The organism is Paraburkholderia sp. IW21 (assembly GCF_041321145.1).
Taxonomy (GTDB): Bacteria; Pseudomonadota; Gammaproteobacteria; order Burkholderiales; family Burkholderiaceae; genus Paraburkholderia.
The window spans coordinates 170,532-188,882 of sequence record NZ_JBGGWA010000006.1 but is presented as its reverse complement, the minus strand read 5'-3'; the positions used below and the strand labels follow the sequence as shown (position 1 = coordinate 188,882).

General features: G+C 61.9%; 10 protein-coding genes. 3 read left to right on the top strand and 7 right to left on the bottom strand.

The features are described 5' to 3' along the window. Position 1 precedes the first annotated feature (1 nt). Entirely contained in the window at positions 2–8,428 is an 8,427-nt protein-coding gene (locus ACAX43_RS16555; RefSeq protein ID WP_370709485.1) for a hemagglutinin repeat-containing protein, read from the bottom strand. Positions 8,429–8,728: 300 nt separating this feature from the next. Here ACAX43_RS16555 and ACAX43_RS16550 point away from each other — a divergent pair, with 300 nt between their 5' ends. Together ACAX43_RS16550 and ACAX43_RS16545 are read left to right on the top strand one after the other, a co-directional pair. Further along, complete coding sequence (locus ACAX43_RS16550; RefSeq protein ID WP_370709708.1) at positions 8,729–9,229, top strand: ISAs1 family transposase; 501 nt, start codon at positions 8,729–8,731, stop codon at positions 9,227–9,229. 359 nt (positions 9,230–9,588) lie between these two features. Further along, positions 9,589–9,816, top strand: a complete 228-nt coding sequence (locus ACAX43_RS16545; protein WP_370709484.1) for a hypothetical protein — start codon at positions 9,589–9,591, stop codon at positions 9,814–9,816. Between the two features lie 358 nt (positions 9,817–10,174). Here ACAX43_RS16545 and dmpG read toward each other — a convergent pair whose 3' ends face one another. The 6 genes from dmpG to ACAX43_RS16515 form a co-directional block, all read right to left on the bottom strand. Continuing rightward, the gene (gene dmpG, locus ACAX43_RS16540; RefSeq protein WP_370709707.1) at positions 10,175–11,206 is read right to left on the bottom strand and encodes a 4-hydroxy-2-oxovalerate aldolase; all 1,032 of its coding nucleotides are present in this window, start codon (positions 11,204–11,206) and stop codon (positions 10,175–10,177) included. Between the two features lie 10 nt (positions 11,207–11,216). After that, positions 11,217–12,116 (bottom strand): acetaldehyde dehydrogenase (acetylating), encoded by a 900-nt coding sequence (locus tag ACAX43_RS16535; protein ID WP_370709483.1) that lies wholly within the window; start codon positions 12,114–12,116, stop codon positions 11,217–11,219. Positions 12,117–12,150: 34 nt separating this feature from the next. Next, positions 12,151–12,933, bottom strand: a complete 783-nt coding sequence (dmpE, locus tag ACAX43_RS16530) for a 2-oxopent-4-enoate hydratase (protein ID WP_370709482.1) — start codon at positions 12,931–12,933, stop codon at positions 12,151–12,153. 77 nt (positions 12,934–13,010) lie between these two features. Next, positions 13,011–14,402, bottom strand: coding sequence for a DUF1329 domain-containing protein (locus ACAX43_RS16525; protein WP_370709481.1), 1,392 nt, complete (start codon positions 14,400–14,402; stop codon positions 13,011–13,013). 100 nt (positions 14,403–14,502) lie between these two features. After that, positions 14,503–16,086, bottom strand: coding sequence for a DUF1302 domain-containing protein (locus tag ACAX43_RS16520; RefSeq protein ID WP_370709480.1), 1,584 nt, complete (start codon positions 16,084–16,086; stop codon positions 14,503–14,505). Positions 16,087–16,215: 129 nt separating this feature from the next. Further along, the gene (locus tag ACAX43_RS16515) at positions 16,216–17,064 is read right to left on the bottom strand and encodes an SDR family oxidoreductase (protein WP_370709479.1); all 849 of its coding nucleotides are present in this window, start codon (positions 17,062–17,064) and stop codon (positions 16,216–16,218) included. Between the two features lie 336 nt (positions 17,065–17,400). Between ACAX43_RS16515 and ACAX43_RS16510 the strand changes: the two genes are divergently transcribed. Next, complete coding sequence (locus ACAX43_RS16510) at positions 17,401–18,294, top strand: alpha/beta fold hydrolase (protein WP_370709478.1); 894 nt, start codon at positions 17,401–17,403, stop codon at positions 18,292–18,294. Positions 18,295–18,351: the final 57 nt, after the last annotated feature.

The window sequence follows — 18,351 nt, the reverse complement described above, 5'->3', positions numbered from 1 at the left end:
GCTATTTCCCTAAAGTCGGTCGATCAAAGCGGAATACTTGTCCACTTGAATTCTGAAAGAAGATCGTATTGAAGTTATTTCCGTTGGGCTTGCCCCATGTTCGTGCCGCAATAGAATTCATATCGGCTTCCGATAAATCAGCCTGCACAACAACCCCATTGGCTTGGTCGAATTTCCCTTCGATGTTTCGAACGATGCCATTTGGACTGGTATTTTTGGGTGTGTATACATCGACTTGCCCAACACCATTTATCGACAGATCCGCCGTTCGGACATCAGGGATCCCCTGCGAATTCGCTGTGGGCTGATGGGCCACATCATATCCGGCATTCGCCAACCCTTGCCCAGCACGAACCTCATTTGAATCAGGCGTCGCACCTGGCTCAACGTTGACATTGCCTTTCGCGCCGTCGCTGTTCCTACTATTGAGCGTCGCATTACTGGGCACATACCCCGCTGTTCCCGGTATGGCGTTCGCAGCAGTGGAATCCGCAAGCACGACTCCTGGACTTGCAGTGGGTGGCTTGCCGCCGCCCGTACCCACCACGGCATTCAACCCGTTCGCAACACCCTGAGCAGCCAGGTCCGAGGGGGACTCAGCCATCTTCGCAGCCGCGCCGCCCTTGACCATCCCGATAAACTGGTCGATCAGCGCACCAATCGACTGTCCCTGTGTCGTACCGGGGGGCACGCCGATTGCCTGCTCGACAAGATGACGGGCCTTGTCCTCGTCCTTGTTGTTGCCCTGATTGTAGAGGTTCACGTTCGACGCGCCTGCCGCGCCGGCCGACCCGCCGATGATCGCACCACCCATGCCCGATGCGATGTTCCCCGCCAGGTTGCCGATCAGCGACGAGCCGGTCGCACCCGCCACAGCGTCGCTGAGTTCCTTCGTCTGCGGCGCAAGAAGGGAGGACATACCCGCACCGGCAGCGCCGCCAATCGTGCTGAACGCGGTCCCGCCACCCAGCCCACCGATCAGCGCGCCGCCCGCCGCGTGAAATTCTGCACGCGAATCACCGCCTTCGCGCCAGTTGTTGTAATCAGCCAGCGCTGCGGCCATGCCAGCGGTATCGCCCCGATCCTTCGCAGCCTGGAGCGCAGTAACCGCATCGTCGCGTTTCATATCCGCATACGCGCCGATGCCCTGCGACACCGTCTGGCCTGCCGCCTGGGCGGCCTGCATCGTGTCAGCCTGCCTGTTGAGGATATCGTTCACGTCCGGCGTTTTCGCAACCGTGCCGTTCGCGTCCGTCGTGTCGCGGCTCAGGCTCGCAAGGTTCTGCGTCTGGTGCGCGTCGTCCGTGATAGTGATCGTGCCCGCGCTGATGGCGCTACGCGCTGTCGCACTCTGGTCGCCGCTGTCGTTCTGCGAAATCATCGGCGATACACCGGGATGACCACTTACCGAGCCGGGTCCGACCGACTTGCCGGTGCTGCCACCGAAGCCCACACCCGCGCTGATACCGTTGCTGCTGGCGTCATAGTGCGACTGGTTCTGGATATCGGAATAGGTCAACGTGCCGGTGGTCAGACTGTTCTTCGATGCGTCCGCCGTACTGGAAATCACTGCGCCGGTCAGCCCCGTGTTGCCCTTGACGTTGACGTTGAATCCACCGTCGCCCGCCATGATCCCGGCCTGTTCATTCACGCCTGCATAGTTCGAATCGGCATGACCGTTCTGTGCGCTGAAACTCGCACTGCCGCCGCCCTGGCTGATCGTGAAGCCGCCGCCCGCGCTGCTCTGGTGTGCGGCGCTGTTCGTCACGTCCTGCACACTCGCGATGTTCAGATTGCCGCCAACGTCGGCCGTGACCTGTTTGCCGGCAATCTGCGAGCCGATGATGTTCGTATCGCCCCCCGAGATCACCGTGACGCTGTTCGCGCCCGTGACATGCGAGGCGTTCTGGATCGACGCGTCACTGTTCGCATCGCCGTGTGCGTTGGCCATCGCCGCCGAGACGCCAAAGCCGCCGCCCGCCGTGTACTGCACGCCAATGCTTGCGCTGCTCGAACTGTTCGAACTGCGCGTCGAGTCGGTGTCCGTCGTGTTGATGACGTTCACCTGGTTCTTCGCAGCCAGCACGACATCATTCGCGCTCACGTTCGACCCGGCGATGGTCACATCGCCGTTCGTTGCGACGAATGCTGCCGCGCCGCCTGCCTGCACACTGGTGCCACGCTGCGTTGCCTCATCCTCGGACGACTGGCTCTGGCTCCTGCTCGAACCGATGCTGGCCTTGATACCGATGTCCGGCTTGCCGCCATCGGCCAGCGTTTTTGCCCCCATGCCGACCAGCCCAACGTCACCCGCCGCCGCGATGCTGTGCAGCGCAGCCGCACGGTCATTGCCACTGCTGGCGGAATGGCTGGCAGCCTGCGACTCTGAATACGCGTTGTTTATCGCATCGCCCACCGACCCCGCAAGCCCGATCGTGAGACCGCTGCTGCTGGTCTTCTGCGTCTGCGCCTGGTGCGAGATATCGGTTGCAGCATCGATGATGACGTTCGCCGCCGTGCCAGCGAGGTTCCCGCCCGCGACAAGATCGCTGCCCGTAACGTGGAGCGTGTTGCCTGCCTGAATCGAGAGGTCACCGTTGATCGAGCCGACCGTGCTCGCATTGTTCGTGACGCTCGACGCCTCGTTCGTCGTTGCGAGATTGTTAGTGCCGACAGTCACCGTCAGGCCACTCGTGCCCAGGCCAGTGCGCTTTTCCTCGTAGGCGCTTGATGATTGCGCGGTATTCTGCGTCGTCGTGATGTTCACGTCATGCGCAGCACTGAGCGCAACGTCGTTCGTCCCGACAATCGTACTGCCCGCGACGTTAATATCCTTGCCACTTGCGATCTGCACGGCGTCCGCCGAGACGAGACTGCCCTGACTGACGGTCGCCGTCGAATTGCTGGAACTTCTGACCTCCTTGCCGCTCACCACATTGCTGTGCTTGTGCTGTTCCTGCGAGTTATCGACGTGCGTTTCTGTCGCCGCACCAATGTTGACGCTGCCCGTTGCCGCAAGCGTCGCCGTTCCCCTGTCAAGACTGATCGCACTGCCGGTAATGTTGATGTCCTTGCCGGATGCCACGGTCAGCGAATTGCCCGCATTGAGCGTCGTCGCCGTCAGCGTGTCGTCCGACCGATGCAGCGACTCCGAATAGCTGCCGTGACTGTCGCTACCTGAGCTGTTGCTGTCGGTGGTGGAAGTTGCTTTCGCCGCCTGGAGCGTCACATTGCCGTTCGCTGCGACAACACCGCCGCCGAGGTTGATGTTTGCGCCCGTCGCCGTCAGGTCGCCGCCCACGCCGATCTGTGAGACGCCGCCAACATTCACGGTACTGCCGGTCGTCTGGTTGACGTTCGTATTCGATACGCCGTTCGCGCCCGCAACGACCTTGTGTTCGCCGGTCTGCACCGCGCCGATGTTGTAGTTGCCGACGACGGCCATGCCAAGGTTGCCGTCGACATTCAGGTTGCCTGCGTTCTGCTCGACATTGCCGCCCGTGACGATGACCGCATTGCCGGCAACGTTCAGGTTCGCGATAGGGCCGAGCGTGGTCGCGGTGCGTGTGGCACCTGTCGCGCTGATCTGGTCAACGGTCTTCACCGCCGTATTCAGAAGCAGATCGCCGCCCGCGTTTAGCGCAAGGCTTCCCGCGTTCACCGTGGCCGAAGTCAGGTCGACGTTACCCTTCGTCGTCAGCGACATCAGGCCGCCGCTTTGCAGCGCGCCGAATGCGTTGCTGATCTGGTTGCCCTGGATCGATAGCGTATTACCCGCCTGCACCGTGCCGCTGCTGGTGAAGGTCTGTGCGTTCTGTATGTCGATGTCGGTTGCCGCAATCAGCGGCCCGTTCATGTTCTGCTGGCTCGCCTTCGCGAGATAGACGACCGGCACAAGCACGGACTGGCCGTCAACCACTTCAGTCTGCATGATGATGACGTTGCTCGTGAGCGCTGCCACCTGCTCAGGCGACAGGCTCATGCCGAGCGGTAAATCCAGCGACTGCGAGAGCGATGCGCCTGCGGCAAGCAGCGACTCATACATCGACTGGAGGTCGGTGTACGGACCGAGCACGGCCTTGCCTGTGAGCGATGTAATCTGGTTGCGCACAAGCTGCTGCTCGTAGAAACCGTCACCGAGACGCTTTTCCGTCGTCTGCGGATTCAGGCCAAGCTGTTGCAGGTAGTAGTCGCTCGAAATGAATGTCTTCTGGTTCGTGAAGGCCGGATTCGTTTCGATCAGGTAGCCGGCCCCTGGCGACGTAACCGGCTTGAACAGGCCGCCCTGCGGGACGGTCAGGTTGCTCAGGACGTTCACCGCCGTCGCGCCCGCAATGACCGGATCGATCATGTCCGCGCCGCCGTTGACCGTGCTCACCTTCACCCCGGACATTGCCTGACCGGGTGCGAGACCCATCGACGGAATGCCCGCGTTGCCCGCCCTGTTATCGATGTTGACGCCCGTGCCCGAAAGCGTCCCGCCCGCGACAAAGCTCGATTCATAGCTCGGGAGGGCGTAATAGCGGATATCGGCGGGCGCTGCCTGGTAGCCGCCCGGATTCGAGCCGACAAACGGCGCATTGCCGAACGGCAATGTCCAGTTGTGCTCGGAGTTGTCGTAGTTGTTGTAGTGGTAGTAGCCCGCATACGTGACCTGTACTGCGGGCGCGCCCTGGCCTTGCCAGCTGTTCTGGTCGAGCGTGACGGGCGCCGCGATGTTGCCGACGGCCGCGACCGCGCTCCAGTAGTTCTGGAACAGCCCCACCGTCGACGTGTCCAGATTCCCACCCGCAACGATCTGCGCCTGCGGGCTGATAGTCGCGATCAGGTTCGCCACCGCCACGCCCGTATAGGTCGTGTACTGGTAGCCGCTGTTCCACTGCCCGCCGTGCGGCGGTTCGATATTGACGCCGCCGATCATGCTCGGGTCCGCACTGGACCAGCCCACATCCTGACCGGAGCAGGCGGCCACATTGACCGCCGTGCATCCTGAGAGGCTGATACCGAGCTGATCCAGCAATGCCGGATCGACCGGCTGGTTCAGGCCGGTGGTCGTCATCGTCGTGCGGGTGTTCGTGACCTGGCCGGCGTGCAGTTCCATATCTCCAGCCGATTCGATCAGGCCCGACTGGTTGCGGATCAGGTTCGCGTTGCTGTAACTGCCGTCCGCGTTTCTGCCACCCGCGAGGACGACCTTGCCGAGACCGTAAATCGCAGTCGTCGCCTGCGTGTCGGTCATCGTCGTGTCGTCGCGGTTCTCGATGTCCTGCGCCAGCAGTTCGAGCTTGCCGTTGCTGTCCGTTGCGCCTATGAGCGCAGTCGGCCCGACATTGGATATCGTGCTGTTCGCGTTGAGCGAGACGCTGCCGCCGACAATCGCGCCTGTATTCTCAAGGGTGTTCGAGTGCGTCGTGAGCGTGCTACCCGCCATCAGCACGCCGCTGTTGGTGATATCGCCCGCGTTGATGCCGAGGTTGTTCGCCGCTACCAGCGTCGCGCCGTTGCTGAATGTGCCCGGCAACGTAAAGGTCAGGTCATGGCCCGCTGCGAACTGCAAATCGGGGGTGGGCGCGAAATCGCCCTGTACGGCTACCGCGACATCACTGGCCGCAGTGTATGCGCCGCCGCCCGTGAGTGCCGCAGCGTTGACGGAAAGGTTATGTGTCGCGCCGATCTGGCCGTTCGTGTTCGTGACCGCGCCCGTCGTCGTGATCGCGACATTGCCGTTCGAGCCGGTCAGGTTGCCAATCTGGCCGGCGCTGTTATCGACCGTATCGGCCTGCACCGAGACGTTCACGCCGCTTATCTGACCACCGAGCTGGCCGTTCTTCGTGTTCACAAGCGCCGAGGTATCGACGGCGACGTCGCCGTTACCCGTCATCACGCCGCCCGTGTTCACGGTCTGGCTGCCGCCGTGTACGGTCGTATTGCCCATGCCGAGATTGCCGACGAGACCGTTGGTATTGCCGACGGATGCGGCCCGTACTGCGAGCGTGCTCGCGTCGCCGGCCGCCCCTGTGCCGGACTGGATCTGTCCGTTCGTGTTCGTCAGCGTGCCGCCGCTCGCGAGCGAGAGCGACGACAGCGAGCGCACCGCGCCCTGTGTGTTGTCCACGTTGCCCGCGATGTTCGCCGCGAGATTGCCCTGAGCGGCGAGCACGCCGTTCGCATTGTTCAGGCTGCCGGCCTGCGCGGCGAGCTGTCCAGCCGTGATGATCCGGCCGCCGACGTTCGAGACGGAGCCCACACCATTGCCCGGTGCAATCGTCAGCGTGCCCGTTCCGGCGTCGAGGATCGTACCGCCGTCATTGACGAGCGAGCCAGGCGCAAGCGTCAGGTCGGTGCTGTTGGTCTGGAATGTGCCGCCGTTCGAATTGTCGAACGTTCCGCTGACATTGAAGCCCATCGACGTCAGGCCGTATTGGGTAATCGTGCCCGCATGATTGACGAGATTCGCCGCATTCAGCGTGAACTGGTTGGCGCTGGCCGTGCCGCCGCTATTGTCGAAGGTCCGCGCCGAAAGCACGAACGCGCCGGCAGCGCCCAATTGGCCCGCGTTCGTCAGCGTCGAGCCCGTCGAGAGCGTCATGTTCGCGTTGATCGCGAACGTGCCGCTGTTGAACAGAGTCTCTACCGCCGACGCAATCAGGCTCTGAACGGCAGTGATAGACCCCGCATTGTCGATCTGTCCGGCCTGCAACGTGACGTTACCGTTGCCGCCGATGCTGCCGCCCGCGCCGTTGTTGAGCAGGCCGCTCGTCGCGATGTTCACGCCGTCAGCATCGAGCGAGGCAATATGACCACCCGAATTGTCGAGCGAGCCAGACGCAGCCGAGATCGCGCCGTTCGCCTGCATCGTGCCGCCCGCATTATTCGTCGCGCCCGAGACGTTTTCGGTCAGCGCGCCGCCCGAAACCATCTGGCCGCCGCGGTTCGAGAGTGCGCCCGCCATGATGGTCTGCGCGCCACCCGAGGACATCGCGCCGTTGTCATTGGTAAGCGTGCCGCTTGCGCGTGCGTCGAGCGTGCCGCCTGCGCTCGTGGTCGCGCCCGACACGTTCAGGTCGCCGCTGCTCGCCGCAAGCGTGATAGCGCCGTTGGCCGATGTCGTGCTGCCCGCGAGATTGAGCGCAGCGCCGCTGACCGCCGCATTGCCGCCCGCCACATTGCGGGCGGTCGCCGTGACCGCGCCGGACGCGCTCACGTTCAGGTCGCCTGACTGTGCCAGCGAGCCGTCGCCGTTCACGCCTGATGCGAGCGTCCCGGTCGAATTCACCTCGCCCGCGCTGACGGTCGTGTTCTGTTGCGCGGCAATCATGCCGCTGTTGGTCAGCGTGCCGGACGTGCTCAGGCTGACGTTCTGCTGCGCGTAGGTCGTGCCGCTGTTGTCGATGCCGTCATGCGCCGAAATATTGATATTGCCGCTTGCGCTCGCCTGACTCGCGAGTTTCAGCTTGCCCTGTGTGGTGAGCACCAGGTCGCCGGCATTCGCTGCTACGACGCCCTTGAGCGAAACACCTACACCTGCCTCTGTGCCCACGAGGACGATGCGATTCGCGTACATACCACCAAGGTTGCTTACGTCGATGGAGACACCCGGCGCGGGGCCATCGCCTGCAATCGGCGTTGCCGAAAGCGTGTCGTGGTCGACGCTGTTCGCTCCCGTGACGACGTTCAGGTTCTTCGCGTAGATCGCCGCGTTAGCTTGTACAGCGCGGGCCAGGAAATCCACCTGGTCGACATTCGACGCGTTCAACCCCGCGCCACTGACCGTAATGTTGCCGCCCGTGATGTTGAATCCCGAGACCGAGCCATCGGCCGCATAGTTCGGCGTACCCGTCGTCAGAATGGCCCGGGACGTATTGATGAATCCGCCGCCATTGACAGAAATGCCGGACGGATTGGCGATGATAACTTCCGCGCGATTGCCCGCAGTTTCGAGAAACCCGTTCAACTGCGAAGCGCTTGCGCTGTTGACCTGGTTGACGATGATCTTCGCCGACTGGCCCGCTGCAAAGTTCGGGTTGCCGTTGATCGTGCCGGCCTGTTGCGTCTGGACGATGGTCGGCGAGTTGTTCAGGATCGCGCCTTTCGAAGGCACGTCAAACCGGCCATACGTGTTCATCGACACGCCGGCGCCCGAGGGCCGGTTGATGTTCACCTGATCAAGACCGTTCTGTGTCTGAACCACGGACGGGGCGTGCGCCCCGCCCGGAACAATCTGCGCGCCCGACAGCGAAGGCAGCGCGCCAAGGAGCGCTAGCGCGGCGAACGCAATCTGACGCAACGAAAAAATCACACCATGTGATTTGCTGCCGCTTACGGTGATCTGTCCTGCCTGCTTGCCGCTTGCCGCAGCGGTTTCCCCGACGGCGACAAGCATTCCTCTCAGTCGGCTGAATACCAGCCGATAATTTTTGTTGTTCATCTAGTCCGTTCGTTATGCTTATTTGCAACGGCCCGTAAACTAGCGCCAGATGAGAGAAAATAGTTTGGACTTATTGTCCCCCCTGAGCCGCATACAACGGTTTTCCGAAAATCGGAGTTGTCCTATGGAACAATTCCCGGGATATAAAGTAGCCCACGCAGGCACCAAAAAAATGCCCGCGCAAAGCGGGCGAAGGCAACCAGTGCGTTGACCGGGGAAAGCCAACGATGGCTGCCGAGGATGACGTCGAATAGACGCTGTTCCACTCTATGAGCTGGGTATCCAGAGGTCTTTGACGCACTGGAACGTTGGCCAGAACTGCACGCTGGCACGTTTGACGAATACCGCGAGATCGAAAAGGATCATGGGCGTATCGAGACGCGACACTGCGTGGCCCAGGATATCTCCTCACGCTGGCCCGGCAAGGTGGACGCGCGCTGGCCGGGACCGCGCCCGGTGGTCATGATCGAGGCGACGCGCGAAATCGCCGGAGTCGCCGGAGTCGCCTCGACGCAGCGGCGTTACTACATCAGCAGCCTGCCCGCCAACGCGTGCCGGATCGCTCATGCAGTACGTTCGCACTGGCGCATCGAAAACAACATGCACTGGGTACTCGACATGGCCTTTGGCGAAGACCAGTGTCGTGTGAGAGTCGAGAACGCCGCGCAGAACTTCGCGATCCTGCGTCGTATCGCCATGAATCTGCTCAAGCGCGATACAAACACAAAGGCAGGACTGAAGACACGTCGCCTTAAGGCCTGCGCCAACGACCAATATCGTGCCAGCCTGCTGGGCTTGTGAGCTTCATGCAATTGCCCTGAGTAAGCGGCATATCACTACAGTCTGTAGATATGTCATATTCGCGATCCATCACAATAGTGACAACGCGCAGACATGAGCGGCGCACAGACTCATTTGAGTCGGGCTGCAGCAGACAGCCCACACCGCAAAGAGCATGCGACCAGCTTTGTTCCGATGAGCGCGGACGACGTCGCCGCCACTCACTAGTCAAAATGCGGGAGCCGATGAAATAATTCGAAAGGTCAACACAGGAAGTTACAGTGGAATGTTCGATTTCGTCCTAACGTATCGCATCGGTAGCAATCCAGGGCTTCGCCCGCGTCGTTACTCGGAAGCGCGTCTTTTCGCATCGGGGGTCTATGATGCATCTCACTAGGCAACTCTCGGCAGTTATTGTCCTCGCCATATCTTCTAAGTGGGCATTGGCGAAGACAGACCCAGAATGTTTGAAGCACTTGGGCGGTGGTTTTTCCGATGCGCAATGCTTCGCCGGTTTGCAAGCGGATATGGTTGAGAAGAACAAGCTGCTGTACAAGAAAGTACGTGCAAAAAATCCCGGCTGGCAACGGGCACAGAGCAGTGCTTGATGCCTATATGGCGGCGCAGGATAACGGGGTGAAATTCTGTGAGTTGCCGCGCGACGCGGGGGCAGGATGGGAGACTAACCCAGACGGCTCCATGTATCCCGCCCTATATCAACAGTGCGTCTTCGACCTACGCAAGGTTCAGAACAAGTTCCTCACGGATTTGCTGACCATGGAGAACGGGTAGCAGAATATACCCCGCTTCGGCGGGGCTAACGGGATGACCTTTTACGGGTTTCAGCGCCGCACGCGCCGAGGAGTTTTGTCGAATCTCGACACAACACGGGTGCGCCGCGCTGGCATGTGATCGATTGATTCTGCCGGTCCATGAGCAGGGGCATACCGTTCAAAACCAAAAAACCTAGACCATCACCCCCCGCCCTCTGGCGAGCGTAATCGCCGTATCCTCGATCATATCCTCCTGCCCCCCCACCAACCGCTGCCGCCCCATCTCAACGAGAATATCCCTTGCCGGAACCCGATACTTCGTTTCGGCCCGCTTGGCAAAAAGCAAGAACGACGAATAAACCCCAGCATACCCAAGTGTCAACGCATCACGATCAATCCGAATCGGCGTATCCATAATCGGTACAACGAGATCCTCAGCAACATCTGAAATCTTGAAGACATCAACACCAGTCTGAATCCCCATCCGCTCGCACACCGCGACAAAAACTTCCATCGGCGTGTTTCCAGCGCCGGCGCCAAGGCCCGCGGCAGCCGCGTCGATACGATTGGCTCCGGCAGCAATCGCCGCAATCGAATTGGCAACGCCCATTGCAAGATTGTGATGCCCGTGAAAGCCCAGCTCCGTTTCGGGCTTCAATGCGGCGCGAACGAGACCAATGCGCGCAGTCACATCGTCAGGCAGCATATAACCGGCCGAGTCGGTGATATAGATGCAGTTGGCACCATACGATTCCATCAGCTTCGCCTGGCTTGCGAGCTGCTCCGGCGGCGACATGTGCGCCATCATCAGAAAGCCCACCGTGTCCATTTCCAGCTTACGGGCAAGGCCGATGTGCTGCTCGGACACATCTGCTTCCGTGCAGTGCGTCGCGATGCGAATCGTGCGCACACCGAGCTCATGCGCAAGCCGCAAGTGATCGACCGTGCCGATGCCCGGCAGCAATAGCGCCGACACCTTGGCCTGTTTCACTTCCGCGATCACGGCGCTCAGATAGGCTTCGTCGGTATGCGCAGGAAAGCCGTAATTGACCGATGCGCCACCCAGGCCGTCGCCGTGGGTGACTTCGATCAACGGTACGCCGGCGGCGTCGAGGCCGCGCGCAATCGAACGCATCTGGTCGAGTGAAATCTGATGTCGCTTGGGGTGCATGCCGTCGCGCAACGTCATGTCGTGGACGGTGATGCGGGTTCCTGCTAATGACATGGAAGGCTCCTTACGCAGTGGCGGGTGATGCGGCAAGCATCTGTTTGGCAAACAGTTCGGCGGTGCGCGCGGCAGCCGCGGTCATGATGTCGAGATTGCCGGCGTATTTCGGCAAATAGTCGCCGAGGCCTTCGACTTCCATGAATACGGACACACGGCGGCCGTCGAACACCGGGCCGTTTTTCAACGTATACCCAGGCACGTATTGGCGTACCTCGTCGATCATCGCGTGCACGGAGGCGGTAATTGCCTCGACATCCGGATCGGTTTCGGTCAGGCAGTGGATCGTGTCGCGCATGATCAGCGGCGGTTCGGCCGGATTGATTACGATGATCGCCTTGCCCACCGCAGCGCCGCCGATCTGTTCGATCGCGCGTGACGTGGTGCGGGTGAACTCGTCGATGTTCTTGCGCGTGCCGGGGCCGACCGAGCGTGACGACACGGTCGCGACGATCTCGCCATACACCACGCGCTGCACACGTGAAACGGCGTGCACCATAGGAATGGTCGCCTGGCCGCCGCATGTGACCATGTTGACGTTCATCGCCTGCTGGTCGATCTGCGCGGCGAGATTGACCGGCGGCACGCAGAACGGACCGATCGCGGCGGGCGTCAGATCGATCACACGCACGCCGCGTGCGGTCAGCTTGTCGGAATGCTCACGGTGCACGTACGCGGAGGTGGCGTCGAAGGCGATGCGGATGTCGTCGGCGGCCAGATGGGGCAGCAGGCCGTCAATACCGTCGGCTGTCGTCTTCAGTCCCATTTCGCGGGCGCGCGCGAGGCCGTCCGAGTTCGGGTCGACGCCGACCATCCACACGGGTTCGAGCACCGCGCTGCGGCGCAGTTTGTACAGCAGATCGGTGCCGATATTGCCGGGCCCGATCAACGCGCATCTGATCTTGCTCATTCAATGCATCCTTAAGGAAGAGTCGGTCAAACGGTTAGACGAAGCGCACGGAACAACTGCCGATGCCTTCTATCCGTATATGCAATTGGTCACCGCAAGCGACGGGGATCAAAGCCGCCAGCGAACCCGACAGCACGACTTCTCCGGCAAGCAGCGGCACGCCGAATTCGCCTAGCGTGTTCGCGAGCCATGCCACTGCGTCGGCGGGGTGACCCAGCGCGGCAGCGCCGAACCCTTCGGCTGCAAGTGCGCCGTTCTTGTTCAGCGTCATGCGGCAAGTGGCGAGATCGAGCGTGTGCGGTGCGACGCGTTCATCGCCTAAAACGTAGACGCCGCATGACGCGTTGTCGGCCACCGTGTCGCCGATGCGGATCGCCCAATCGCGGATGCGCGAATCGACGATTTCGAAGCACGCGCCGACCGCTTCGGTCGCGGCGAGCACCGCGTCTCGCGTGATGCCGGGGCCGCGCAAATCGTGCTTCAGATAGAAGGCGATTTCGCCTTCCGCTCGCGGCGCGATCAGCTTCTCAGTTGGGATGTCCTCGCCGGCGACGTAATGCATACCGGACAGCAGCACGCCGAAATCGGGTTGGCGCACGTCGAGCATGTCCTGCACGGCCTGGCTCGTCACGCCGATCTTCTTGCCGACGATGGTTTCACCCGCTTCGATGCGGCGCGCGACGAAGTGCTGCTGCACGCGGTAAGCGTCGGCGAGCGACAAGCCACCGGCACGCGTCGAGAAAGGCGCAATCGGCGCGCGCTCGCGCCATGCGTGATAAAGCTCGTCGCCGAGTGTGGTGTGAAGTGTCGAAGTCATGGCGAACGGAGATAAGAAAGAAAGCGCGCCGGGTCAAACGCAACCCGGCTTGGGCTCGAATTAAAGCGCAATGAAATTCAATTCCCCGCGCCGCGAATTGCATCCGGCGAGAAGTACGCTTCGGTCAGTTGCGAGCCGCGTGTGAGCACCGGCATCGGTTCCTGATTGACCAGACGGTCCGCGTAGTAAGCGCCCGAGATCAGGTCGTGATAGAACACGGCGGTCGAGTAGAACGATTTGGCGTCGTACGCATAGAGCGTCGGCGCGAAGTTGGTGCGCCACAGTGTGCCGCGTGCGTCGTAGTTGTCGGCGGCGACTGCGTTCCATGTGTCCTCGTCGAGATACAGCACCCGTTTCGCGTATTGATGGCGATAGCCGGATTTGAGCGTCGCCTGCAACACCCACACGCGATGCAATTCGAAGCGCATGTACTGCGTGTTCTCATGGCCCTTGGTCAGCAGATCGGTGTACTTGATCGACGGGTCCATCAGCTTGTAGTTGTCGTACGGCACATACACTTCGCGCTTGCCGATGATCTTCCAGTCGTAACGCTCGCCCGAGCCGTTGAAGAGGCGGTCGTCGTCGACGGTGCGAAAGCCGCCTGGTCCTTCGGGTTGATCGAAGCCGAACTCGGGCGCTTGCCGAACGCGCCGCGTGCCGGGGTTATACGACCACGTGCGGCGCGTGTCGGAACCCTCCTGATCCCACATCTCGAAGCCGGTGATGATCGTGCCGCGATCGGACAACGGCAGCATGGTGGTCTGACGGAAGAAGCTCTTCGCGTTCAGCGCGCTCTTCGCATCGAAATGATCGGCGCTGCGTGGCCCGTAAATCGCATATTGCACCTTGCCCCACGCGACATTGCCGTCGGGGTAGACCACGGCCTGGTCGTAGGTCGCGGTTTCGCCTTCGATTGCCGATGCGAAGCGCAGATTCCACATCGCCTCGACGCCCGACTTCGGTACCGGGAACGGCGTGACCGGCGGGAAGTCCTTCAGGCCGTTCTGGTCTTTCGTCATCGTGGTGGAGGACGCGTAGAGGCGGATGTCCTTGTACACGGCGTCGCCGTAGCTGAAATCGCGGTGGCTCGGATAGACCGGAATCTTGAAGCTGTCGGGATACTTCTTGAGCAGGGCTTTCTCGCCGTCAGTGAGGCGCGCTTCGTATTGCTGCATGTTTTGCGCGGTGATCACGAAGAGCGGCTTCTCGCTCGCATACGGATCCGGGAAGCGCTGCCCCTGCTTGTAATCCACACCCGGCGGCGTGCCGAACCATTTGCCGCTCCACGCGGGGATGGTGCCGTCGGCGTTGCCCGCGCGCTCGGCGCCCATCGGCGTGAGCGGTCCTTCGAGTTTGGCGAGATCGTCCGGGCTGGTTTTGGCGAACGATGGGACGCCTTGTGCGGCGGCGAGCGCCGCACCTGCCGCGAACACGCAGACACGCAATGCGGGATTAAAAATTCGACTCATGACCAAATCCTCTTGCAGTAAAAAGACGGCTGATTCAAAGGGCGATACATGCTGCAAGGCGCCTGAAGCACAAGGCGCTCAATAGGCTAGGAATGCAGCATCAGAACGAGTAAGTCGCTGTAGCCAGCACATAGTCGCGATCGGCGAGCGGACGATTGGTCGGGTCCGGGCGGCCTAGGAATTTCGCGTAGACCAGTGCGAGTTTCAGGTTGCTCAGTCGCGTGAAGTTCACGCCGACGGTGACACGGTGGTCGCCCACGCCGGTCATCGAACCGAGGGCGCCGGCGAGCGCCGACTTGCCGGTGAAATCGTCGGCATAGGTGATCGGCACGTCGACGTCCCAGCCATTGAAGACGTTCTTGTAGCTGAGCGTCCACGCCACTTCGAAGGCGGCGGAGTTGCGCGTGTTGGCGATCGTCGTCGAGCCGAGCAGCGGCGTGAGGTTGCCGGCGTGCACGTACGAGACTTCGCCAACCAGCGTTTGCGACGCGGCGAGGAATGTCGGGCCGATCGAATAGATCGCCGACAGGTTCGACTGCCAGACGTCGCCGCGTGTGGATTGCGCGCCGAGAGGGGTATTCACGAGCACGGCGGCGCCTTGCCGATACGACGTTTCGCCGGCCACGTTGACGCCGTTCAGGTCGGTGGAGAAACTCAGGCCGGTGAGTTTGATGTTGTCGAAGTACTTCTGCTGATACTGCAGCGTGGGGAAGTAGGTCGTCACGACACTCGGATTCATGTCGTTGTAATGCAGGTAGTACGCACCGATTTCGGTGTCGCCGAACACGCGCCAGCGCGCGCCGAGGCCCCATTGCCCGCTATTGCCCGGGCGAATGTCGTTGCCGCGCGGAATGTGAATGCCGCCCGGTCCGATGATGTATTCGGCGCCGGGGCCGACCACATCCGAATAGCTCATGTAGCTGCCCGGCGCGCTCAGCTGATTGGGCTGGAAGGAAAACTGGTAGTAGCCGAGCAGGCTGAAGTTCGGCGCGATCTGCCACTGCGTCGAAATCTGCGGGACCGGCAACAGGATGTCTTTCACCTCGGCGCCGGCTACGAACGATTTGGTGGCGTCGGCAGGGCCTTGCGCGCCGGCGATGTTCGGGAAGAACACGCTCTCGCCCCAGGCCACCACCTGATCGCCGACCTTCACGTTCAGGTTCGTGCCGCCGAGCTTGAACGTGTTGTAGACGTAAGCTGCGAGCAGTTGGGTGCGCCCGCCGGCCCAGTAGGTCGCCTGCTCGGTGAAGTTGTTGTAGACGCCGCCGTGATTCACGGTGCCGGGGGCGTCGTTGTAGTTCGAATGCTGATACGCCTGATCGTAGAACGTGTCGGCTCGCACGAAGACCCCCCAGTCGTCGTGCTTGAGGTTCACTTCGCCGAGCAGGCTCACCTGATTCTCGATGAGCTTGTTCTTCGCGAAGTTGCGGTCGCCGTCGTCGCCATTGATGTTCTCGGGCGTCAGCAGATTGCCACTCGGCGCGCGTGTGCGCATCCCCAGGCCGTAGCCGAGCGTGAAGGTGTAGTCGAGCGTGGTGTCCGCGCCGAGATTGACCGTGTCGCCCGCGTAGGCCGGGGTGGCAACCGTGGCCGCCGACGCTGCCGCTGCCAGCACGGCGAGTCTGCATGCCCTGCACACCGCGCGCGTCGCCGGTGTGCGCTCTTGTGTTCCGTTGATCTGCATTCTGTCTCCTCTGTGGTCACGTCTGAAATTTGTTGTGATCAGAGGTTAGGGGGCACGTGCGGCGCGAGAATCGTCAAAACGGACTAGTCGGTTGCCCCAGGGATCGGAGGCTTGCGCGCGTGAATGCGGCTATGGCTTCGTGGCGAATGCCTTGTGCAGATCGGTGGCGGCGAGAAAAGCGGGCACTTCGCCACCGCCTTCGAGAATCAGGTTGCTGCCCGACGCATAGGCCGCGTGCGGCGAGGCGAGGAATAGACATGCGGACGCAATATCGCCGGGTTTCGCGAGCCGGCCTGCGGGAATGGTCGCGGTGATGTTGTCGAGCGCGGCCTCGCTGTTTGCGGGAGACGACCCTGTGTGAGCGCTGGTGGCGGCTTCGGTTTCGACGAGACTCGGGCTCACCGCGCACACACGAACCTTGGGTGCCCATTCCACCGCGAGCGAGCGCACCGCATTCAACAGGCCGGCTTTCGCTGCGCCATAGGCCGCTGTTCCCGGCGACGCCCGCAAGCCGCTCACGCTGCCTATGAACAGCAGGACGCCGCCTTCCGGTTGCTGTTGCATCAGCGCGTTCGCACGTTGCGCGATGTGCAGCGGCGCCAGCAGGTTCAGGCGGATGACGGCTTCCGTGAAACGCGGCGAGGCTTGCGCGGCGAGCGCGAACGGCGCACCGCCCGCATTGCTGACGAGCACATCGAGCCGGCCGGCTTCGCGTTCGATCCGCGCGAGCAGCGCGTCGATCGCGTCGATGTCGCGCACGTCCGTTGCGATGAAGCGCGGTGTGTTCTCAGGCACACCCTCGTGCGAACCCGCGTGGGAGCCCGCAGGCAAATCCGCGGCCACGTTCGCCGGCGGCGTGCGTCCGCACACGTACACCGTAGCGCCCGCTTCACTGAAAGCTTGCGCGATCCCAGCGCCGATCCCTTTAGTGCCACCCGTCACCAGCACCACCTTGCCGTTGAAATCGAACCCTGTCATTGCCGCTGTCTCCGTCTATTCGCGTGGGGCCGATGGTAGGAGAAATGCGGCTTTGCCTCGTAGTCTGAAAAGACGATGTCCCGCTGCGGATTCGAAGGGATGATGTTTTCGCTGGCGACCCTCATAGAATCTGTCGCGCCGATGAGCGCGGCGCGAGGCGGCAACTAACTTGCATGGGGCCGGAGTAAGCGCTAAAGCGCTAACTCCGGCCGACCGCAACATTTGCATGGGGCTGGAGTAAGCGCTTTAGCGCTAACTCCAGCCGACCGCAAACATTTGCATGGGGCCGGAGTAAGTGCTAAAGCACTAACTCCGCCGACACGGAGACAAGCGCGCATGAACGCAACGCCCACCGAATCCCAACAAACCGACGCGCACCGTAAGCCAAACAGCGCGCCGCAAACTGCCCAGGTACCCAAGGGGATTTTCACGGAAGTGCCCGGCGGTCTGACGCTGCATCATTTCGAAGCCGGCGCTGGCGCGCCCGTTGTGTTTATCCATGGCAGCGGCCCCGGCGCGAGCGGCTTCAGCAACTTCAAGCACAACTACCCGCAGTTCGCCGCCGCCGGTCATCGCGCGATCGTGGTCGATCTGCCGGGTTACGGCGCGTCGTCGAAGCCGGCGGACGTGCAGTACACGCTCGACTTTTTTGTCAGCGCGTTGCGTGCGCAACTCACGGCAAACGGCATCGGCCGGGCGACCTTGCTCGGCAATTCGCTCGGCGGCGCGATCGCGTTGCAGTACGCGCTCGACTATCCGGACGACGTCGACAGCCTGATCATGATGGCGCCGGGCGGCGTCGAGGAACGCGAGACCTACTTCAAAATGGAGGGCATCCAGAAGATGGTGTCGCTCTTCACGAACCGCCAGATGAACCGCCTGACGATGCGGCAGTTGCTCGAACTGCTGGTGTTCGATCGCAGCCTCGTCACCGATGCGCTGGTCGAAGAGCGTCTGAGCGTTTGCGAGCAGCAGCCGCCGGAAGTGCTCTCGACGATGCGCGTGCCCAACCTGACCGGGCGGCTCGGCGAACTCCAATGTCCGGTGCTCGGCTTCTGGGGCACGGACGACCGCTTCAATCCGGCCAGCGGCGCCATGCGCTTTCTCGATCACTGCGCCGACGCGCGCTTTGTGCTGATGAATCGCTGCGGCCACTGGGTGATGGTCGAACATCGGCGTTATTTCAATCGCGAATGCCTGGAATTTCTCGCGGAACGGCGCGCTGCTTGAGGCATGCTTCGGATGCGGCGCGACCGACGCGACCGGCGAGCCGGCTTAACCGGATTA